General features: G+C 73.6%; 11 protein-coding genes. 3 read left to right on the forward strand and 8 right to left on the reverse strand.

Translation table 11 applies throughout. From position 1 onward, the window contains the following. Positions 1-27 precede the first annotated feature (27 nt). The 7 genes from mraY to mraZ form a co-directional block, all read right to left on the reverse strand. A complete protein-coding gene (mraY, locus tag FHS22_RS20290) occupies positions 28-1,083 on the reverse strand; it encodes a phospho-N-acetylmuramoyl-pentapeptide-transferase (protein ID WP_184943802.1) in 1,056 nt (351 codons plus the stop codon). Next, positions 1,080-2,516 (reverse strand): UDP-N-acetylmuramoyl-tripeptide--D-alanyl-D-alanine ligase, encoded by a 1,437-nt coding sequence (locus FHS22_RS20295; protein ID WP_184943803.1) that lies wholly within the window; start codon positions 2,514-2,516, stop codon positions 1,080-1,082. The genes mraY and FHS22_RS20295 overlap by 4 nt, the downstream gene beginning before the upstream one ends. Positions 2,517-2,528: 12 nt before the next feature. After that, on the reverse strand, positions 2,529-4,073 hold the full coding sequence (locus FHS22_RS20300) for a UDP-N-acetylmuramoyl-L-alanyl-D-glutamate--2,6-diaminopimelate ligase (protein WP_184943804.1): 1,545 nt from the start codon (positions 4,071-4,073) through the stop codon (positions 2,529-2,531). A gap of 40 nt (positions 4,074-4,113) precedes the next feature. Continuing rightward, entirely contained in the window at positions 4,114-5,841 is a 1,728-nt protein-coding gene (locus FHS22_RS20305) for a peptidoglycan D,D-transpeptidase FtsI family protein (RefSeq protein ID WP_184943805.1), read from the reverse strand. 737 nt (positions 5,842-6,578) lie between these two features. Continuing rightward, positions 6,579-7,097 carry a cell division protein FtsL gene (gene ftsL, locus FHS22_RS20310; RefSeq protein WP_184943806.1) on the reverse strand — a complete coding sequence of 173 codons (519 nt, stop codon included), beginning with the start codon at positions 7,095-7,097 and terminating at the stop codon, positions 6,579-6,581. A 43-nt stretch (positions 7,098-7,140) separates the two neighbouring features. Continuing rightward, positions 7,141-8,139 carry a 16S rRNA (cytosine(1402)-N(4))-methyltransferase RsmH gene (gene rsmH / locus FHS22_RS20315; protein WP_184943807.1) on the reverse strand — a complete coding sequence of 333 codons (999 nt, stop codon included), beginning with the start codon at positions 8,137-8,139 and terminating at the stop codon, positions 7,141-7,143. A gap of 308 nt (positions 8,140-8,447) precedes the next feature. Continuing rightward, complete coding sequence (gene mraZ / locus FHS22_RS20320) at positions 8,448-8,879, reverse strand: division/cell wall cluster transcriptional repressor MraZ (protein WP_184943808.1); 432 nt, start codon at positions 8,877-8,879, stop codon at positions 8,448-8,450. A 652-nt stretch (positions 8,880-9,531) separates the two neighbouring features. Between mraZ and FHS22_RS20325 the strand changes: the two genes are divergently transcribed. From FHS22_RS20325 to FHS22_RS20335, 3 genes are read left to right on the forward strand one after another with little or no spacing between them, the layout of a single operon-like run. Continuing rightward, entirely contained in the window at positions 9,532-10,509 is a 978-nt protein-coding gene (locus FHS22_RS20325; RefSeq protein ID WP_184943809.1) for an AAA family ATPase, read from the forward strand. Between the two features lie 58 nt (positions 10,510-10,567). Further along, positions 10,568-11,824 carry a DUF58 domain-containing protein gene (locus FHS22_RS20330; protein WP_184943810.1) on the forward strand — a complete coding sequence of 419 codons (1,257 nt, stop codon included), beginning with the start codon at positions 10,568-10,570 and terminating at the stop codon, positions 11,822-11,824. Continuing rightward, on the forward strand, positions 11,821-14,271 hold the full coding sequence (locus tag FHS22_RS20335) for a transglutaminase TgpA family protein (protein WP_184943811.1): 2,451 nt from the start codon (positions 11,821-11,823) through the stop codon (positions 14,269-14,271). Before FHS22_RS20330 ends, FHS22_RS20335 begins: the two co-directional genes overlap by 4 nt. Positions 14,272-14,384: 113 nt before the next feature. Here FHS22_RS20335 and FHS22_RS20340 read toward each other — a convergent pair whose 3' ends face one another. Continuing rightward, entirely contained in the window at positions 14,385-14,786 is a 402-nt protein-coding gene (locus FHS22_RS20340; protein WP_184943812.1) for a DUF3040 domain-containing protein, read from the reverse strand. Between the last annotated feature and the right edge of the window lie 61 nt (positions 14,787-14,847).

Consider the following 14,847-nt stretch of genomic DNA (forward strand, 5'->3'; position numbering starts at 1 on the left):
GGAGAGGATCCGGGCGGGGAGCCCGGCCTACTTGGGCACCCACTCCACGTAGAACAGGCCGAGCCCGGCGGCGGCGCAGAGACCGGCGATGATCCAGAACCGGACCACGATGGTCGTCTCCGCCCAGCCCGCCAGCTCGAAGTGGTGCTGGAGGGGGGCCATCCTGAAGACGCGTTTGCGGGTCATCTTGAAGAAGCCGACCTGGATGATCACCGACATCGTGATGATCACGCACATGCCGGCCAGGATGATCAGCAGCAGCTGGGTGCGGGTGGTGATGGCCAGGCCGGCGATGACGCCGCCGAGCGCGAGCGAGCCGGTGTCGCCCATGAAGATCTTCGCGGGCGGGGCGTTCCACCACAGGAAGCCGATCAGCGCGCCGAGCACGGCGGCGGCGACCACGGCCAGGTCCAGCGGGTCGCGGACCCAGTAGCAGTTCGGGCCGAGCTGGGCGGTGCAGCTGTTGCGGAGCTGCCAGTTGCCGATCAGCATGTAGGAGGCCAGCACCGCGCCGGTGGCGCCGCTGGCCAGGCCGTCGAGGCCGTCGGTGAGGTTCACCGCGTTGGAGAAGCCGACGATCATGATGAGCACCCAGACGGTGAACCCGACGATGCCGATCGAGGGCCCGAAGTCCCGCAGGAACGACACCCGGGTCTCGGCCGGGGTGATGTCGTAGGCGTCGGGGAAGCGGGTCACCAGGACCGCGAACACCGCCCCCACGATGAGCTGGCCCAGGGCCTTGGCGCCGCTGCGCAGGCCGAGGCTGCGCTGCTTGTAGATCTTGATGAAGTCGTCGAGGAAGCCGACCGCCCCCAGCCCCGTCATCAGGAAGAGCACGAGCAGCCCGGAGACCGTCATCTCGTGCGGGGGGATCAGGTGCGCCACCCCGTAGGCGATGAGCGCGGAGATCACGATCACCGTGCCGCCCATGGTGGGGGTGCCGCGCTTGTCGTGGTGGCCGGAGGGGCCCTCCTCCCGGATGCTCTGGCCGTAGCCGCGGCGGGAGAACAGGCGGATCGCCAGGGGGGTGCCGAAGATGGACAGCAGCAGGCCCACCGCCGAGGCGATGAGGATGTCCCTCACCGGCGGTCACCTCCGAGCAGCGCCTCGGCCACGCGTTCCAGGCCCGCGACGCGCGGCCCCTTGACCAGGACCACGTCGCCGGGCGCCAGCGCCGCCTCCAGGGCGGCCGCGGCCGCCCCCGCGTCGGGGACGCAGGCCACGACGGTGCGCGCGCCGTCCCGCGGCGCGGAGGCCTCCCCCCCTCCGAGGACGCCGGGTACGGCTCCCGCGGCGCGGGCGCCGGCCAGGATCGGCCCGGCGCCGTCGCCGACGACGACCAGCCCCGTCAGGCCCGCCCCTCCGGCGAGCCGGCCCACGCCCTCGTTCAGGGCGTCGCTCTCCTCCCCCAGCTCCTGGAGGGAGGCGACGACGGCGAAGCGGCGGCGGGCGCCCGCGAGGGCGTCCAGGGCGCCGAAGGCGGCGCGCATGGAGTCGGGGTTGGCGTTGTAGGCGTCGTTGATCACGGTGACGCCGTCGGCGCGGTCGGACACCTCCATCCGCCAGCGGCTGCGGGGCTCGGCCTCCGACAGCTCCTCGGCGATCGTGGCGACCGGCAGGCCGAGCTCGTAGGCGGCCGCGGCGGCGGCCAGGGCGTTCTCCACGGCGTGCTCGCCGTACAGGCGCAGGCTGACCGGGGCGGCGCCCGAGGGGGTGCGCAGCGTGAAGGAGGCCCGGCCCCGGTCGTCGACGGTCACGCCCTCGGCCCGGACGGCGGCCGAGGCGGCCCGGCCGTACCAGGTGACGCGGGCGGCGGTGCGCTCGGCCATCGCCGCCACCAGGGGGTCGTCGGCGTTCAGCACGGCCACGCCGTCGGCGGGCAGCGCCTCCACCAGTTCGCCCTTGGCCTGCGCGATCGCCTCCCTCCCGCCGAACACGCCCAGGTGGGCGGTGCCGACGTTGAGGACCACACCGATCTTCGGCGGCGCGATGCGGGCCAGCTCGGCGATGTGCCCGACACCCCGGGCGCTGAGCTCCAGCACCTGGTAGCGGGTGGTCTCGTCGGCCTTCAGGACGGTCAGCGGGTGGCCGATCTCGTTGTTGAACGAGCCGACCGGGGCGATCGTCGGGCCGATCCTCGCGGTGAGGCGGGCCAGCAGGTCCTTGGTGGTGGTCTTGCCCGCCGAGCCGGTCACGCCGATGACCGTGGAGCCGGTCAGCTCGGCGCAGACGGCCGTGGCGAGGGCCGCCAGGGCGGCCATCGTGTCACCGACGATCACCGCGGGGGCCTCGACCGGCCGTTCGGCCAGCACGGCCACCGCCCCGGCCTCCACGGCCTGGGCGGCGAAGTCGTGCCCGTCGGCCCGGTCGCCCTTGAAGGCGACGAACAGCGACCCCGGCACGGCGGCCCGGGAGTCGATGACGACCGGGCCCCGCACCACCGCGCGGGGATCGGCCATGCCCGTGAGGGCGCCCGAGGTGATCTCGGCGATCCTGGCCAGTGGCAACGGGATCATGATGCGGCTTCCCTACTCTCCATATGTGCTTCGGCGCCCGGTCCGGTTCCGCCGTCTGACGACCGCGTCGGCCACCACCTGCCTGTCGTCGAACGGGAGCACCTGGCCGCCGACGTACTGGCCCTGCTCGTGGCCCTTGCCCGCCACGACGACCACGTCGCCGAAGCCCGCCCGGCCGATGGCCAGGTCGATGGCCGCGGCCCGGTCCGGCTCAATGATCACATGTGCGCGCCCCTCCTCGGGCACGCCGAGGACCCCGTCCATCATCTCGGCCAGGATCCGCAGCGGATCCTCCGAGCGGGGGTTGTCGCTGGTGAGGATGGCCACATCCGCCAGTCGCGCGGCGGCCTCCCCCATCATGGGGCGCTTGCCCCGGTCGCGGTCGCCGCCGCAGCCCAGCACCACGGTCAGCCTCCCCGCGGTGACCTCGCGCAGCGAGCGCAGCACCGACTCCACGGCGCCCGGCTTGTGGGAGTAGTCGACGATCGCCTGGAAGTCCTCGGCGCCGGTGACCCGCTCCATCCGGCCGGGCACCCCCGCCAGGGCGCCCACGCCCGCCACCGCGGTCCGCAGCGGCACTCCGGCCTCCACCAGGGAGACGATCGCGCCCAGCGCGTTGGCCACGTTGAAGGGGCCGGGCAGGGCCACCGTGGCGTCCTCCTCGACCCCGCCGGGACCGGCGACCCGGAAGGAGCTGCCGTCGGCGCCCAGGCGCACGTCCACCGCCCGCCACTCGGCGTCCGGGGAGCCCGCGGCGGAGAAGGTGGTCATCGGGATCTTCGCCAGGCCGAGGAGCTCGCGGCCGTGGGCGTCGTCGACGTTGACCACTCCGGCCCGGCTCATCTCGGGCGTGAACAGCCGGGCCTTCGTCGCGAAGTAGTCGTCGAGGTCCCGGTGGAAGTCCAGGTGGTCCTGGGAGAGGTTGGTGAACAGCGCGACGTCGTAGAAGACCGAGTCGACCCGGCCCAGGGCCAGCGCGTGGCTGGAGACCTCCATCGCGGCGGCGGTGACGCCCTGCTCCCGCATGAGGGCGAACAGGCCCTGCAGGTCGCTGGCCTCCGGCGTGGTGAGCGTGGGCGCGAAGCGCAGCTCGCCCGCCCGGATCTCGACCCCGCCGATCAGCCCGGCGCGGTGGCCCGCGGCCCGCAGCCCGGCCTCCAGCAGGAAGGTGCTGGTCGACTTGCCGCTGGTGCCGGTGACGCCGATCACCGTCAGGCCTTTCACGGGCTCGCCGTACACCCAGGCGGCGACCCGCCCGAGCAGGGCGCGCGGGTCCGGGACCACCAGGACCGGCAGGCCGGTCGCGACCGCGGCCTCGCGGCCCGCCGGGTCGGTCAGGATCGCGGCGGCTCCGGCGGACAGGGCCTGCGCGGCGAAGGACGCGCCGTGGGCGCTGGCCCCGGGCAGCGCGACGTAGAGGTCGCCGCGCCGTACCCGGCGCGAGTCGATGGTGATCCCCGACACGGCGGCGAGCGGCGCCCGCGACGTGCCCGAAGGCGCGCCGATCAGGCTCGCTAGCCCCGAGAGCGGCCGGGGTGAGCTGGTTGAGGGTCGCATGGACGACGGGGGACGCACGGCGAGAGCGTACCGTTCCGGCTCATTGCCCGGCGCGTATCCGCACCGGGGGCGGTGTGGTTCCGGTGGGCGGGATCTTCTTGCTCTTCAACGCGAACGTCATCACTTTCTTGAACACGGGGGCGGCGATCTCCCCACCGTAGTGGCCCTCGCGGGGGTCCTGGATCACCGCCAGGACCACCAGCCGGGGCTTGTCCGCGGGGGCGAAGCCCACGAAGGTGGCGGTGTAGCCGCAGTAGCCCTGGCAGGCGGCGTCGTAGCGCATCGCGGTGCCGGTCTTGCCCGCGACCCGGTAGCCGTCGATGGCGGCCATCGTACCGGTGCCGTCGGAGCTCACGGCGGCCTCCAGCATCGCGGTGACCTCCTTGGCCGTGTGCTCGCCGACCACCCGGGTCTGGCGGCCGGGCGCCGACGGGGTGAAGGCGCCGTGCTCGTCGGTGGTGCCCGCGACGATCGACGGGGTGACCCGCACCCCTCCGTTGGCGATGGTCTGGTAGACGCTGGCCGTCTGCAGCGCCGTGACCGAGATGCCCTGGCCGTAGGCGATGGTGCAGCGCTGGCTGCCCGACCAGTCCTCCCAGGACGGCAGCAGCCCGGCCTCCTCCCCGTAGAACCCCGCGCCGGGCTTCGACCCGAACCCGAAGCGCCGCAGCATCTCGTGGAGCTTGCGGTCGCCCACCTTCTCCGCGGCGAGGATCGTGCCCACGTTGCTGGAGGTGGCGACCACCCCGGAGAAGGTCAGCCGCTCGGTGGGGTGCGGGTGGGAGTCGCGCAGCACCCGGTCGGCGCACCTGATCTCGTCCTTCACGGTGAACACGGTCTCGGGCCGCACGGCGCCGGACTCCAGCGCGGCGGCGGCGGTGATCACCTTGTTGGTGCTGCCCGGTTCGAACACGTCGGCCACGGCCCGGTTGACCCAGTTCTCCGCCGGGGCCGCCTCCCAGTTCTTCAGGTCCAGCTCGGGGGCGTTGGCGGCGGCCAGGACCTGGCCGGTCTGCACGTCCATCACGATGGCGCTGCCGGTGCGGGCCCCGGTGGCGGCGACCTGCTCGGCGATCGTCTTCTGCGCGGCCCACTGGATGTCCCGGTCGATGGTGAGCCGCACGTCGCGGCCGTCCACGGGCGTCCGGCGGGTGGAGCGGGTCATCGGGATCCGCTGGCCCTTGGCGCCGGTCTCGATGACCTGCTCGCCGTCGCGCCCGGCCAGCAGCCTGTCGTGCAGGAGCTCCAGGCCGCTCAGCCCGTTGCCGTCGTCTCCGACGAAGCCGAGCAGGGTCCCGGCGAGGTCGCCGCCGGGGTAGTCCCTGAGGTACTTGTGCTTGCTCCCGACGCCCTCCAGCTTGTGGCGCAGGATCTTCCCCGCCTGCGTCGGGGTGACGGTCGCCACGGGCACGTAGCGCTTCCTGCCGTCGGCGAGCTTGGCCGCGACCTGGTCCTTGGCCATGCCGAGCTCGGCGGCCAGCGTCGCGGCCACCTTCTCGCGCTGGGCGGGCTCGACCACCGCGGGGTCGAGGAAGATCTCCCGCGCCTCGACCGTCAGCGCGAGCTCGTGGCCGTTCACGTCGGTGATCGAGCCGCGCCGGGCCGGGATCTTCTCCCCCTGGACGCGCTGCTTGGCCGCCTCCGTCGCGTACACCTTGGAGTCCAGGCCCTGGAGCTGGACCAGGCGCCCGGCGAAGACGGACAGCACGAAGATCATGGCGATCAGGCCGATGTTGATCCGCCTGCCGGGGTTGCCCAGGCGCAGCACCGCGGGCGGGCGCGCCGGAGGCCGGGGCGGCCGGCCGTCCCCGGAGCGCCGTACGGGCGGACGCGGTCCGCGCGGCGTGCCGGACGTCCCGCGGGCGTACCCGGGATCGGTCTCCTGCTCGTCTCCGCGCCGCGCGGGCCGGGGGGCCCGCCCGGACGCCGGGCGCGGGGTCTCACGTCCCGGCGGCTTGGGGGGCTCGGTACGGCCGGGACGGCCGGACCCGGAACGCGGAGTCTCGGAACGACCGGACCCGGGACGACCGGACGCGGCACGCGGGGCTTCGGAACGACCGGATCCGGAACGCGGGGCCTCGGGCGCGGGCCGGGGCCGCTCGGGCCGGGGCGGCCTGCCCGGAGCCCCCGGGCGGGGGATCCCCTCCGCACGGCTCCGCCGCCCGCTCTCGTCTGCGCGCCCCTGCCTCGGGGCCTCCTCGCGCCGGGGCGGCCTGCCCGGGCGGCCCCGGCCGCCGGCCGGTCCGGGCCTGCCCTGCGCGCCGTCGCCGTCCGCCGGATCGGGACGTCCCGGCCTGGCGGGGCGGCTCCTGCCGCCCGGCGGCCCGGGCCTGTCACCGGGCGGCACAGGCCTGCCGGGTCCGCCCTGGCCGCCCGCCGGTCCGGGCCTGCCCGCACTCTCCGGGCCGTCGGGTCGCCCGGGACCCTCCGGACGGCCGGTACGGCCCGGACCACGACGGCCGGAGCCGCCGCGGCCCGGACCCGGACCGCGGCCGCCGCTGTCCTTCACCGGCCCGTGCCCGCCCCTCGCCCTTGCGCCTGGCCGTCCGGGTCGAGCGCGTGGACGGAGTCCCAGTCGGGCTTCTGGTCCACGACGCCCTTCGCGATCTCGTCGGGCATCTGCTTCCTGGCGTTCTCGTTCTTCCGCTCCTCCTTCTGCTGCATGAGCGCCTTGTTGGCGTTGCGCAGGTCGTTCTCCTTGAAGGAACCCTCGGCCAGGACGGTGTTGAGCAGCAGCAGGGTGATCAGGCCGCCGCAGAGCAGCCCGACCACGAGCAGGACGAAGGGAGCACGCGGCGCGCGCCCGCGACGGCGCGGCGCGGCCGCGCCGCGGCGCACGGCCGGCGACTGAGCCCTCGCGGCCCCCGCGACCCCCGTCCCCGCCGTCGCGGGCCGGGCTGCGGGCGCGTCCCCGACCGGCACGGGCCGGGCGGCGGGCACCGCCGCGGTCCGGGCCGCTCCGGCCTGCGCGGCTCCGACCTGCGCGGGCCTGCGGGCCTGCGGCGTCGCGCGGGGGACACGCACGGGCCGTCCACCGCGGCCGGGCACGGCACGGCGGACGTCTGGCTCACTCCTCGTCAACTGCCTCACGGATCCTCTCTGCCGCCCTGCATCGGGCGGAGGCCGCCCGCGGGTTGCGGGCCACCTCCTCTTCGCTCGGGAGCTCTGCTCCCCTCGTCAGGAGCGCGAACCTCGGCTGGTGGGCCGGGAGCGGGACGGGCAGGCCGGGTGGGCCGGTGTCCTTGGTCCGCGCCGTGAGGACCTGCTTGGTCAGCCGGTCCTCCAGGGAGTGGTAGGCGAGCACGACGACGCGCCCGCCGAGCGTCAGCGCGTCGAGCGCGGCGGGCAGTGCGCGTTCCAGTGCCGTCAACTCCGCGTTCACCTCGATTCGCAACGCCTGAAAAGTCCTTTTTGCGGGGTTTCCCCCGGTTCGTCGGGTAGCGGCCGGAATCGCCGTACGGACGAGCTCCGCAAGCCGCTTGGTCGACGTTATGGCCTCCCTGCCCCGTTCCTTTGCGATTAGGTGCGCGACACGCGGGGCGAATCTTTCCTCGCCGTAATCCCGGAGGATCCGGATCAGCTCTGCGACGGGGTAGGTGTTGACGACGATCTCCGCTGTCAGCTCCTGGTCGGGGTCCATCCGCATGTCCAGCGGGGCGTCGTAGGAGTAGGCGAAGCCCCGCCCGGCCTCGTCGAGCTGGGGCGAGGAGACGCCCAGGTCGAACAGGGCGCCGTCGATCCGCCTCCGGCCGGCCTCGGCCAGCACCTCGGGGAGCTCGTCCGAGACCGCGCGGACCAGCGTGGTCCGGCCCGCGTACGGCGCCAGCCGGGCGGTGGAGCGCTCGATGGCGGTGGGGTCGCGGTCGATCCCGATGAGGTGGAGTGAGGGGTGCGCGGCCAGCAGCGCCTCGGCGTGGCCGCCGAGACCGAGGTTGGCGTCGACGACGACGGGCTCGGGCCGGGCCAGCGCGGGGGCCAGCAGTTCGAGCACCCGCTCCAGCATCACCGGCACGTGCGCCTGGCCGCCCCGCTCCGGGAGATCGGATCTGTCGTTGTCGGCGCGCATGAGGCGCCACCTCCCTCTCGCCGCATCACCGGGGAGGCGCGGCGGACGTTCATCAATGCGGCGGAGCCTTTTCCTGCGGATGGGGCGACAAAGCGACGCGGCGCCACTCGGGCGCCGCGCGGCAGGGCAAGGGGTTGTCGGGAAAGGCTCTTACCGGCCCCCGCTCCGGGCCGTCCGGCCAGGTCCCCATCCGCACCCGCGCGTCCGCCCGCCACCTGACACCGGGGAAGGTGCATCAGCTGGCGCGCGGCTGGTTGCGGGTGGAGACCTCGCCGAACGACGTGTTCACCGATGAGTCGACCGTGGAATCACAGAATCCCTGGCAGCACCTCCTCCGACAGATCGGAGAAGGCCTGCTCTTGGTCGGCCAGATAGGTGTCCCATGCCTGCGCGTCCCAGATCTCCAACCGGGTGTTGGCCCCGATGACCACGCAGTCACGACGCAGGCTGGCGTATTCGCGCAGAGCCGGCGGGATGGTGACACGTCCCTGCTTGTCGGCGACCTCGTCAGACGCGCTGGCGAAGAAGACACGACTGTAGTCACGGACCGCCTTGGCGGTCACCGGCGCAGTGCGCAGAGCCTCGGTGATGCGCCTGAACTCCTCTACGGGAAAGACGTAGAGGCAGCGCTCCTGGCCTTTGGTGATCACCAGACCCTCCGCCAGCTCCTCACGGTACTTCGCCGGCAGGAACAGCCGTCCCTTGTCGTCGAGGCGCGGATGATGGGTGCCGAGGAACACCGGCCCCACCTCCCGTGCCTAGCGGAGTGCCCAGCGCTGCACTACTCCTCCACAGCCCCTGCCCTCCACTGCGCACCACCATACTCCACTTCTCTCCACCGTCAACTGATTCAGGCCGGGTCGGCGCCCGAAATGGTCGATATTTCCCCAGGTCAGAGGGGTGGAGCGGAGTGGAGCGGGCACCGGCCCCCCTCCACCCGGCGGGCGTGTCGGGACGGCCGCCGCGTCCGGCCGGTCAGGAGGGCCGCGGTCGCGGGGCGGAGGAGACGCGGGAGGGGCGGACGGAGGGGGCGCAGGAGGGGCCGCACGGACGCGCCGGCCGGTCCGTGTCACGAGATCGGCACACCCGCGAGGCGAGAACACGACGCGTTCCCGGCACAATATGGCAGGTTCACCCGGAAACAACCTGGATGACCACATAAAGTCGCCCAGGAACTCGCGGCATCGTAGTGTCGGTAGTCACAATTGAAATAAGGACGATCGAGCACCGGGGACATCCGGCGGACACCGCCCGTGACGGGCGCGGATCCGCACGGCGCCGCGGGGCGGCGGCCGAGCCCTGACTGTTTTCGAACACGAGAAGCATGCCGGGGGCGATTCCCCTGCCGGGTGGGCCCGGCAGACCCCTCGGCAGGAGAACGATGGAGGCCTGGTGGCAGTAACCCATGACGTCCCACCTCAGCTCGACGACCTGGTCGCCACCGCGCACCGGATCCGCGAGGCGATCGAATCGGTCATCGAGGGCAAGGGCGACGTCGTCCGCCTGACCCTGACCGTCCTGCTGGCGGAGGGCCACCTGCTCATCGAGGACGTGCCGGGCGTCGGCAAGACCATGCTCGCCAAGGCGCTGGCACGATCCATCGACTGCCCGGTGCGCCGGGTCCAGTTCACCCCCGACCTGCTGCCCAGCGACATCACCGGGGTGAGCGCCTACAACCAGCAGACACGGGAGTTCGAGTTCAAGCCCGGCCCGGTGTTCGCCAACATCGTGGTCGGCGACGAGATCAACCGGGCCTCGCCCAAGACGCAGTCGGCGCTGCTGGAGTGCATGGAGGAGCACCAGGTCACCGTCGACGGCACGACCTACCGGCTGGACGCCCCCTTCATGGTGATCGCCACCCAGAACCCGATCGAGATGGAGGGCACCTATCCCCTCCCCGAGGCGCAGCGCGACCGTTTCACCGCGCGGATCGCGATGGGGTACCCCGAGCCCGCCGCCGAGCTGGAGATGCTCGACGTCCACGGCGCCGCCTCCCCGATCGACAAGCTGGCGCCGGTGGCCACCACCGCCGAGGTCCGGGCGCTGATCGAGGCGGTGCGCGCGGTCTACGTCTCACAGGCGATCAAGAAGTACGCGATCGACCTGGTGACCGCCACCCGGCACTCCCCCGAACTGCGGCTCGGCGCCTCCCCGCGCTCGACGCTGCAGCTCGTCCGCGCCGCCCGGGCGCACGCCGCGCTCTCCGGCCGCGACTACGTCATCCCCGACGACCTGCAGGCCCTGTGCGTCCCCGTGCTGGCCCACCGCCTGCTGCCCAGTGTCGAGGCGCAGGGCCAGCGCCGCCTGCCCGAGCAGGTGATCGCCGACCTGGTCCGCCGGGTGCCCGTGCCCGAGGCGCAGGCGCGATGAGCACCCGACCCGGCGGCCTCCCGGCCCGGACCGCCGAACCGGCGCAGGCGGTGACGCGATGACCGGGCTGAAGGCGCTCACCGCCCGCGGCAGGGCCTTCCTCGCCTCGGGCACCGCCGCGCTGCTGTGCGCCTTCGCGCTCGGGGAGCACGACCTGCTCCGGGTCGGCGTGCTGATCGTCTCCCTGCCGCTGCTCGCCGCCATGGTGGTGGCCCGCACCCGCTACCGGCTGAGCTGCGCGCGGCGGCTCGACCCGCCCCGGGCCGAGGTCGGCGGCGAGGCCACCGTGACCCTCCGGCTGGAGAACGTCACCCGGCTCCCCACCGGTCTGCTGATGATCGAGGACACCGTCCCCTACGCGCTCGGCGCCCGGCCCAGGTTCGTCCTGGACCGGGTCGAGCCGCGGGGCATCCGGGAGATCGACTACCGGGTCCGCTCCGATCTGCGCGGCCGGTTCGCCATCGGCCCGCTCTCCATCCGGATCAGCGACCCCTTCGGCCTGGTCGAGCTGACCCGGTCGTTCACCGTCAGCGACACGCTGGTGGTGACCCCGCAGGTGGTGGCGCTGCCGCACGTCCGCCTGTCCGGCGAGTGGACCGGCGGGGGCGACAGCCGTACCAGGAGTGTGGCCGCCGCGGGCGACGACGACGTCGCGCCCCGCGAGTACCGGCAGGGCGACGACCTGCGGCGGGTGCACTGGCGCTCGACCGCCAGGCACGGCGAGCTGATGGTCCGCCGTGAGGAGCAGCAGTGGCAGAGCCGGGGCGCGCTCCTGCTGGACACGCGGAGGTACGCGCACCGGGGCGAGGGGCCGCGCTCGTCCTTCGAGGTGGCGGTCTCGGCCGCGGCCTCCATCGGCGTGCACCTGGCGCACGAGGGGCTCGGACTCCGGCTGGTCACCGACCAGGGCGCCGAACATCTGACCGACACCGGGCTGAGCTGGTCGCTGCTGGACACCCTCGCGGTGGTGCGGACCAGCTCGGCGCGGTCGCTGGAGTACGGCATCGGCGCCCTGCGGCAGGGCGGCGGCGACGGGCTGATCGTGGCCGTGCTCGGCGGCGTCGCCGTCGACGAGGCGCAGGCCCTCGCCCGGCTCAGGCACGGCAACGTGACCGGCGTGGCCGTCATGCTGGACGTGGCCGGCTGGGAGCGGCCCGAGCTCGGCGACGGCCAGGAGTACCAGGCGGCGCAGGCGGTGCTCGCCGGGGCGGGCTGGCGCATCGTACGGCTGCCCGCGGGCGCCTCGATCGCGGGCGTGTGGCCGGACGCCGCACAGCGCGGGCGGTTCGCCCTCAGCGGAGGTGGCGGTTCATGAGACTTCCCGTAGCGGCGGGCGCGGCCACCGGAGCGGTCGCCGTCGCGCTCTACCCCCTCTTCCAGACCGGCACCTGGTTCTGGGCGAGTCTCGGCGCCATCCTCGTGGTGACCGCGGTCGGCATGCTGGCCAGCCGCTACACGCTGCCGGTCTGGCCGGTGCCGCTGGCCCAGCTGGCCGTGTTCTGGCTCTACCTGACGGCGGTGTTCGCCGGGGACACGGCGTGGGCCCGGGTGGTGCCGACCAAGGAGTCGGCCGTCGAGCTGGCCGAGCTGGTGGCCACCGGGTTCGCCGACATCCAGAAGTTCGCCGTCCCCGTCCCGGAAAGACCCGGGATCACCCTGCTGACCTGCGGCGGCGTCGGGCTGATCGCGATACTGGTCGACTTCTGCGCCGCCCGGCTGCGGCGGAGCGCGCTGGCCGGGCTCCCGCTGCTCTCGCTGTTCGTGGTGCCCGCCTCCTTCATCGGCGACCCGCTCAGCTGGCCCACGGTCGTCATCGCCGCGCTCGGCTTCCTCGGGCTGCTCGCGGCCGACGGGCGGGAGCGGGTCACCCACTGGGGGCGGGCGGTGCTGGTCCGCCGGACCCCGTCCTTCGTCGCCCCCCGCCCCGCCGCGGAGACGGGGACGCTGCGGCTGTCGGGCAAGCGGGTGGGATTCGCCGCGATCGTGCTGGCCGTCCTGCTGCCGTCGATGGTGCCGACCCTGGAACCGAACCCGCTGTTCGGGTTCGGCGTGGGGAACGGCAACGGCCGGGGCGGCAACACGATCGGCATACCGAACGCGATGGTCAACCTGCGGGGGGCGCTCTCGCTCCCGGCCAACTCGACCGTCCTGACCTACACCAGCAGTGACAGCGCCTCCCGCTACCTGCGGCTGTACTCGCTGGACGTCTTCGACGGCACGGAGTGGACGATGTCGCCGCCGCGGGGCCGGCCCCAGGACCGGACCTCGGAGGGCCCGCTGCCGCCCGCTCCCGGTCAGGGCGCGGGCGTGCCCGCCGCCCAGGCGACCACCAGGGTCACGGTGAGCGAGGAGGTCAGGAGGCTGAGCTTCCTGCCGCTGCCGTACCCGGCCACCCAGGTGCGGATCGAGGGCGACTGGCGGGCCGACGTGGACACCCTCATGGTGTTCTCCACCACGGACACCGCCGAGGGCGGCACCTACGAGGTCGTCAGCAACGAGCCCCGGCCCACGGCCGAGGCGCTCAGGACCGCCGGAGCCGCCCCGCAGGCGATCAGCGACAAGTACCTGCGGCTTCCCGAGGACCTCCCCGACGAGATCGTCAGGCTGGCCTCCGCGGTCACCGACCCGGACGCCGGCAAGTACGAGCAGGCGATCCAGCTCCAGGAGTTCTTCACCTCCAAGGGCGGGTTCAGCTACACCCTGGCCACCCAGGGCCACGGCGGCCCCGCCCTGACGGACTTCCTGATCCGCAGCAGGGCCGGGTACTGCGAGCAGTTCGCCGCCTCCATGGCGGTGCTGGCCAGGGTCCTGGGCATCCCCGCCCGGGTCTCCGTCGGCTACACCGGCGGCACCAACATCTCCGGGCAGTGGACCGTGCGTACGCACGACTCGCACGCCTGGCCCGAGCTCTACTTCGAGGGGACGGGCTGGCTGCGCTTCGAGCCCACTCCGGCGGGCGCCGCCGGGCAGGGCAGCGCGACGGTGCCGATCTACACCCAGCCGGAGGTCACCACCGGCGGGGACGACACGCCCACGGCGAACCCCAGCACCGGCCCCACCGGCGCCGGCGTGCCCAGCGGGTCGGCGAGCAACCCCCGCAACCCGATGCTCGACCGCGACTTCGGCGGCGTGCCCGTCGCGGTGGAGGAGGGCACCCCGACGGCCGTGAAGATCGGCCTGGGGGGCGTGGCCGTGCTGCTGGTCGTGCTGATCCCCGCGCTGCTCCGCGCGGGGGTACTGCTGAGGCGCCGGCGCGTCTACTCCCGCCAGGCGCTCAGGAGCGGGGCTGCCGGGGAGGCGGGGGAGGCGACCGCGACGGCCCTGGGCTCCACCGGCATCGCAGCGGTCCGCAGCAACCGCGGCCAGGCCACGGTCGCGGCCGCCTGGGCGGAGCTCGACGACGCGTTGTGCGACTACGGCGTGTCCCGGCAGCCCAGCGAGAGCCCGCGGGCCCTGGCCCGGCGGCTGAGCGAGCAGCACGAGTTCGACGCGGCGGCCGCCGCCTCGCTGGCGAGGATCGCCGAGGCGGTGGAGCGCATGCTCTTCGCCCGGACGCTCGGGGAGACCGGCTCGTTCCGCGAGGACGTCCGCCGGGTACGGCGGGCGCTGGCGAGCACCGTGTCACGGGGCAGGCGGGTCCGAGCGGTGCTGCTGCCCCCGTCCATGCTCCTGCGGATCCGGGCGATGGGCACCCGTCTGCTCGACGGCTTCGACCGCCTGGAGAACATCCGGTTCGGGCGCCCCGCACGCAGGAACGCCTGACCTCCGGACGGGTGCCGGAGCAGCCGGAGCACCGGTGCAGGCCTCATCCATGCGTGAGTCGTCCCCCCACCGGGGGACGACTCACGTGTGGCCTCCGGAGCAGAGGAAGGAGATCAGCGCTCGTCGTGACGACGGCGCCAGCGCTCTTCCATCCGCTCCATGAAACCGGGCCGGGCGCCTCCGCGGCGCCCCGCCCTGCTCTCCTGCTGTCCGGCGGACGGGGTCGCGGTGTTCTCACCGAACCCGTTCATCCGCTTCCAGCTGGACAGACCCCACAGACACGCAGCGAGCATGACCACGAAACCGCCGACGCCGAGCGGGATGACTTGGATCACGACGCCGACCATCAGCAGGACGACGCCCAGGATGAAGCCGGCGGAGGCCTTCACCAGGCGACGCTTGTAATGGCTGCGCGGATCACTGATCCTTACGGTATTGGCCCACTTCGGGTCCTCGGCGTAGAGGGCCTGCTCGATCTGTTCGAGCAGGCGCTGCTCGTGCTCAGAGAGCGGCACGGCGCCTCCCAAGGACAGCCCCAGGACGGGGAAGACGGTGACGGACGACACGGGGTGTCCG

Origin of the sequence: Thiemannella venezuelensis (genome assembly GCF_014203605.1) — a bacterium.
GTDB lineage: Bacteria > Actinomycetota > Actinomycetes > Streptosporangiales > Streptosporangiaceae > Planomonospora_A > Planomonospora_A venezuelensis.

Bases quoted from the DNA above. Each gene is read 5' to 3' on its own strand.
- rsmH (WP_184943807.1), bottom strand. From the start codon at position 8,139: ATGCGCGCCGACAACGACAGATCCGATCTCCCGGAGCGGGGCGGCCAG.
- FHS22_RS20295 (WP_184943803.1), bottom strand. From the start codon at position 2,516: ATGATCCCGTTGCCACTGGCCAGGATCGCCGAGATCACCTCGGGCGCC.
- FHS22_RS20330 (WP_184943810.1), top strand. From the start codon at position 10,568: ATGACCGGGCTGAAGGCGCTCACCGCCCGCGGCAGGGCCTTCCTCGCC.
- FHS22_RS20300 (WP_184943804.1), bottom strand. From the start codon at position 4,073: ATGCGACCCTCAACCAGCTCACCCCGGCCGCTCTCGGGGCTAGCGAGC.
- FHS22_RS20335 (WP_184943811.1), top strand. From the start codon at position 11,821: ATGAGACTTCCCGTAGCGGCGGGCGCGGCCACCGGAGCGGTCGCCGTC.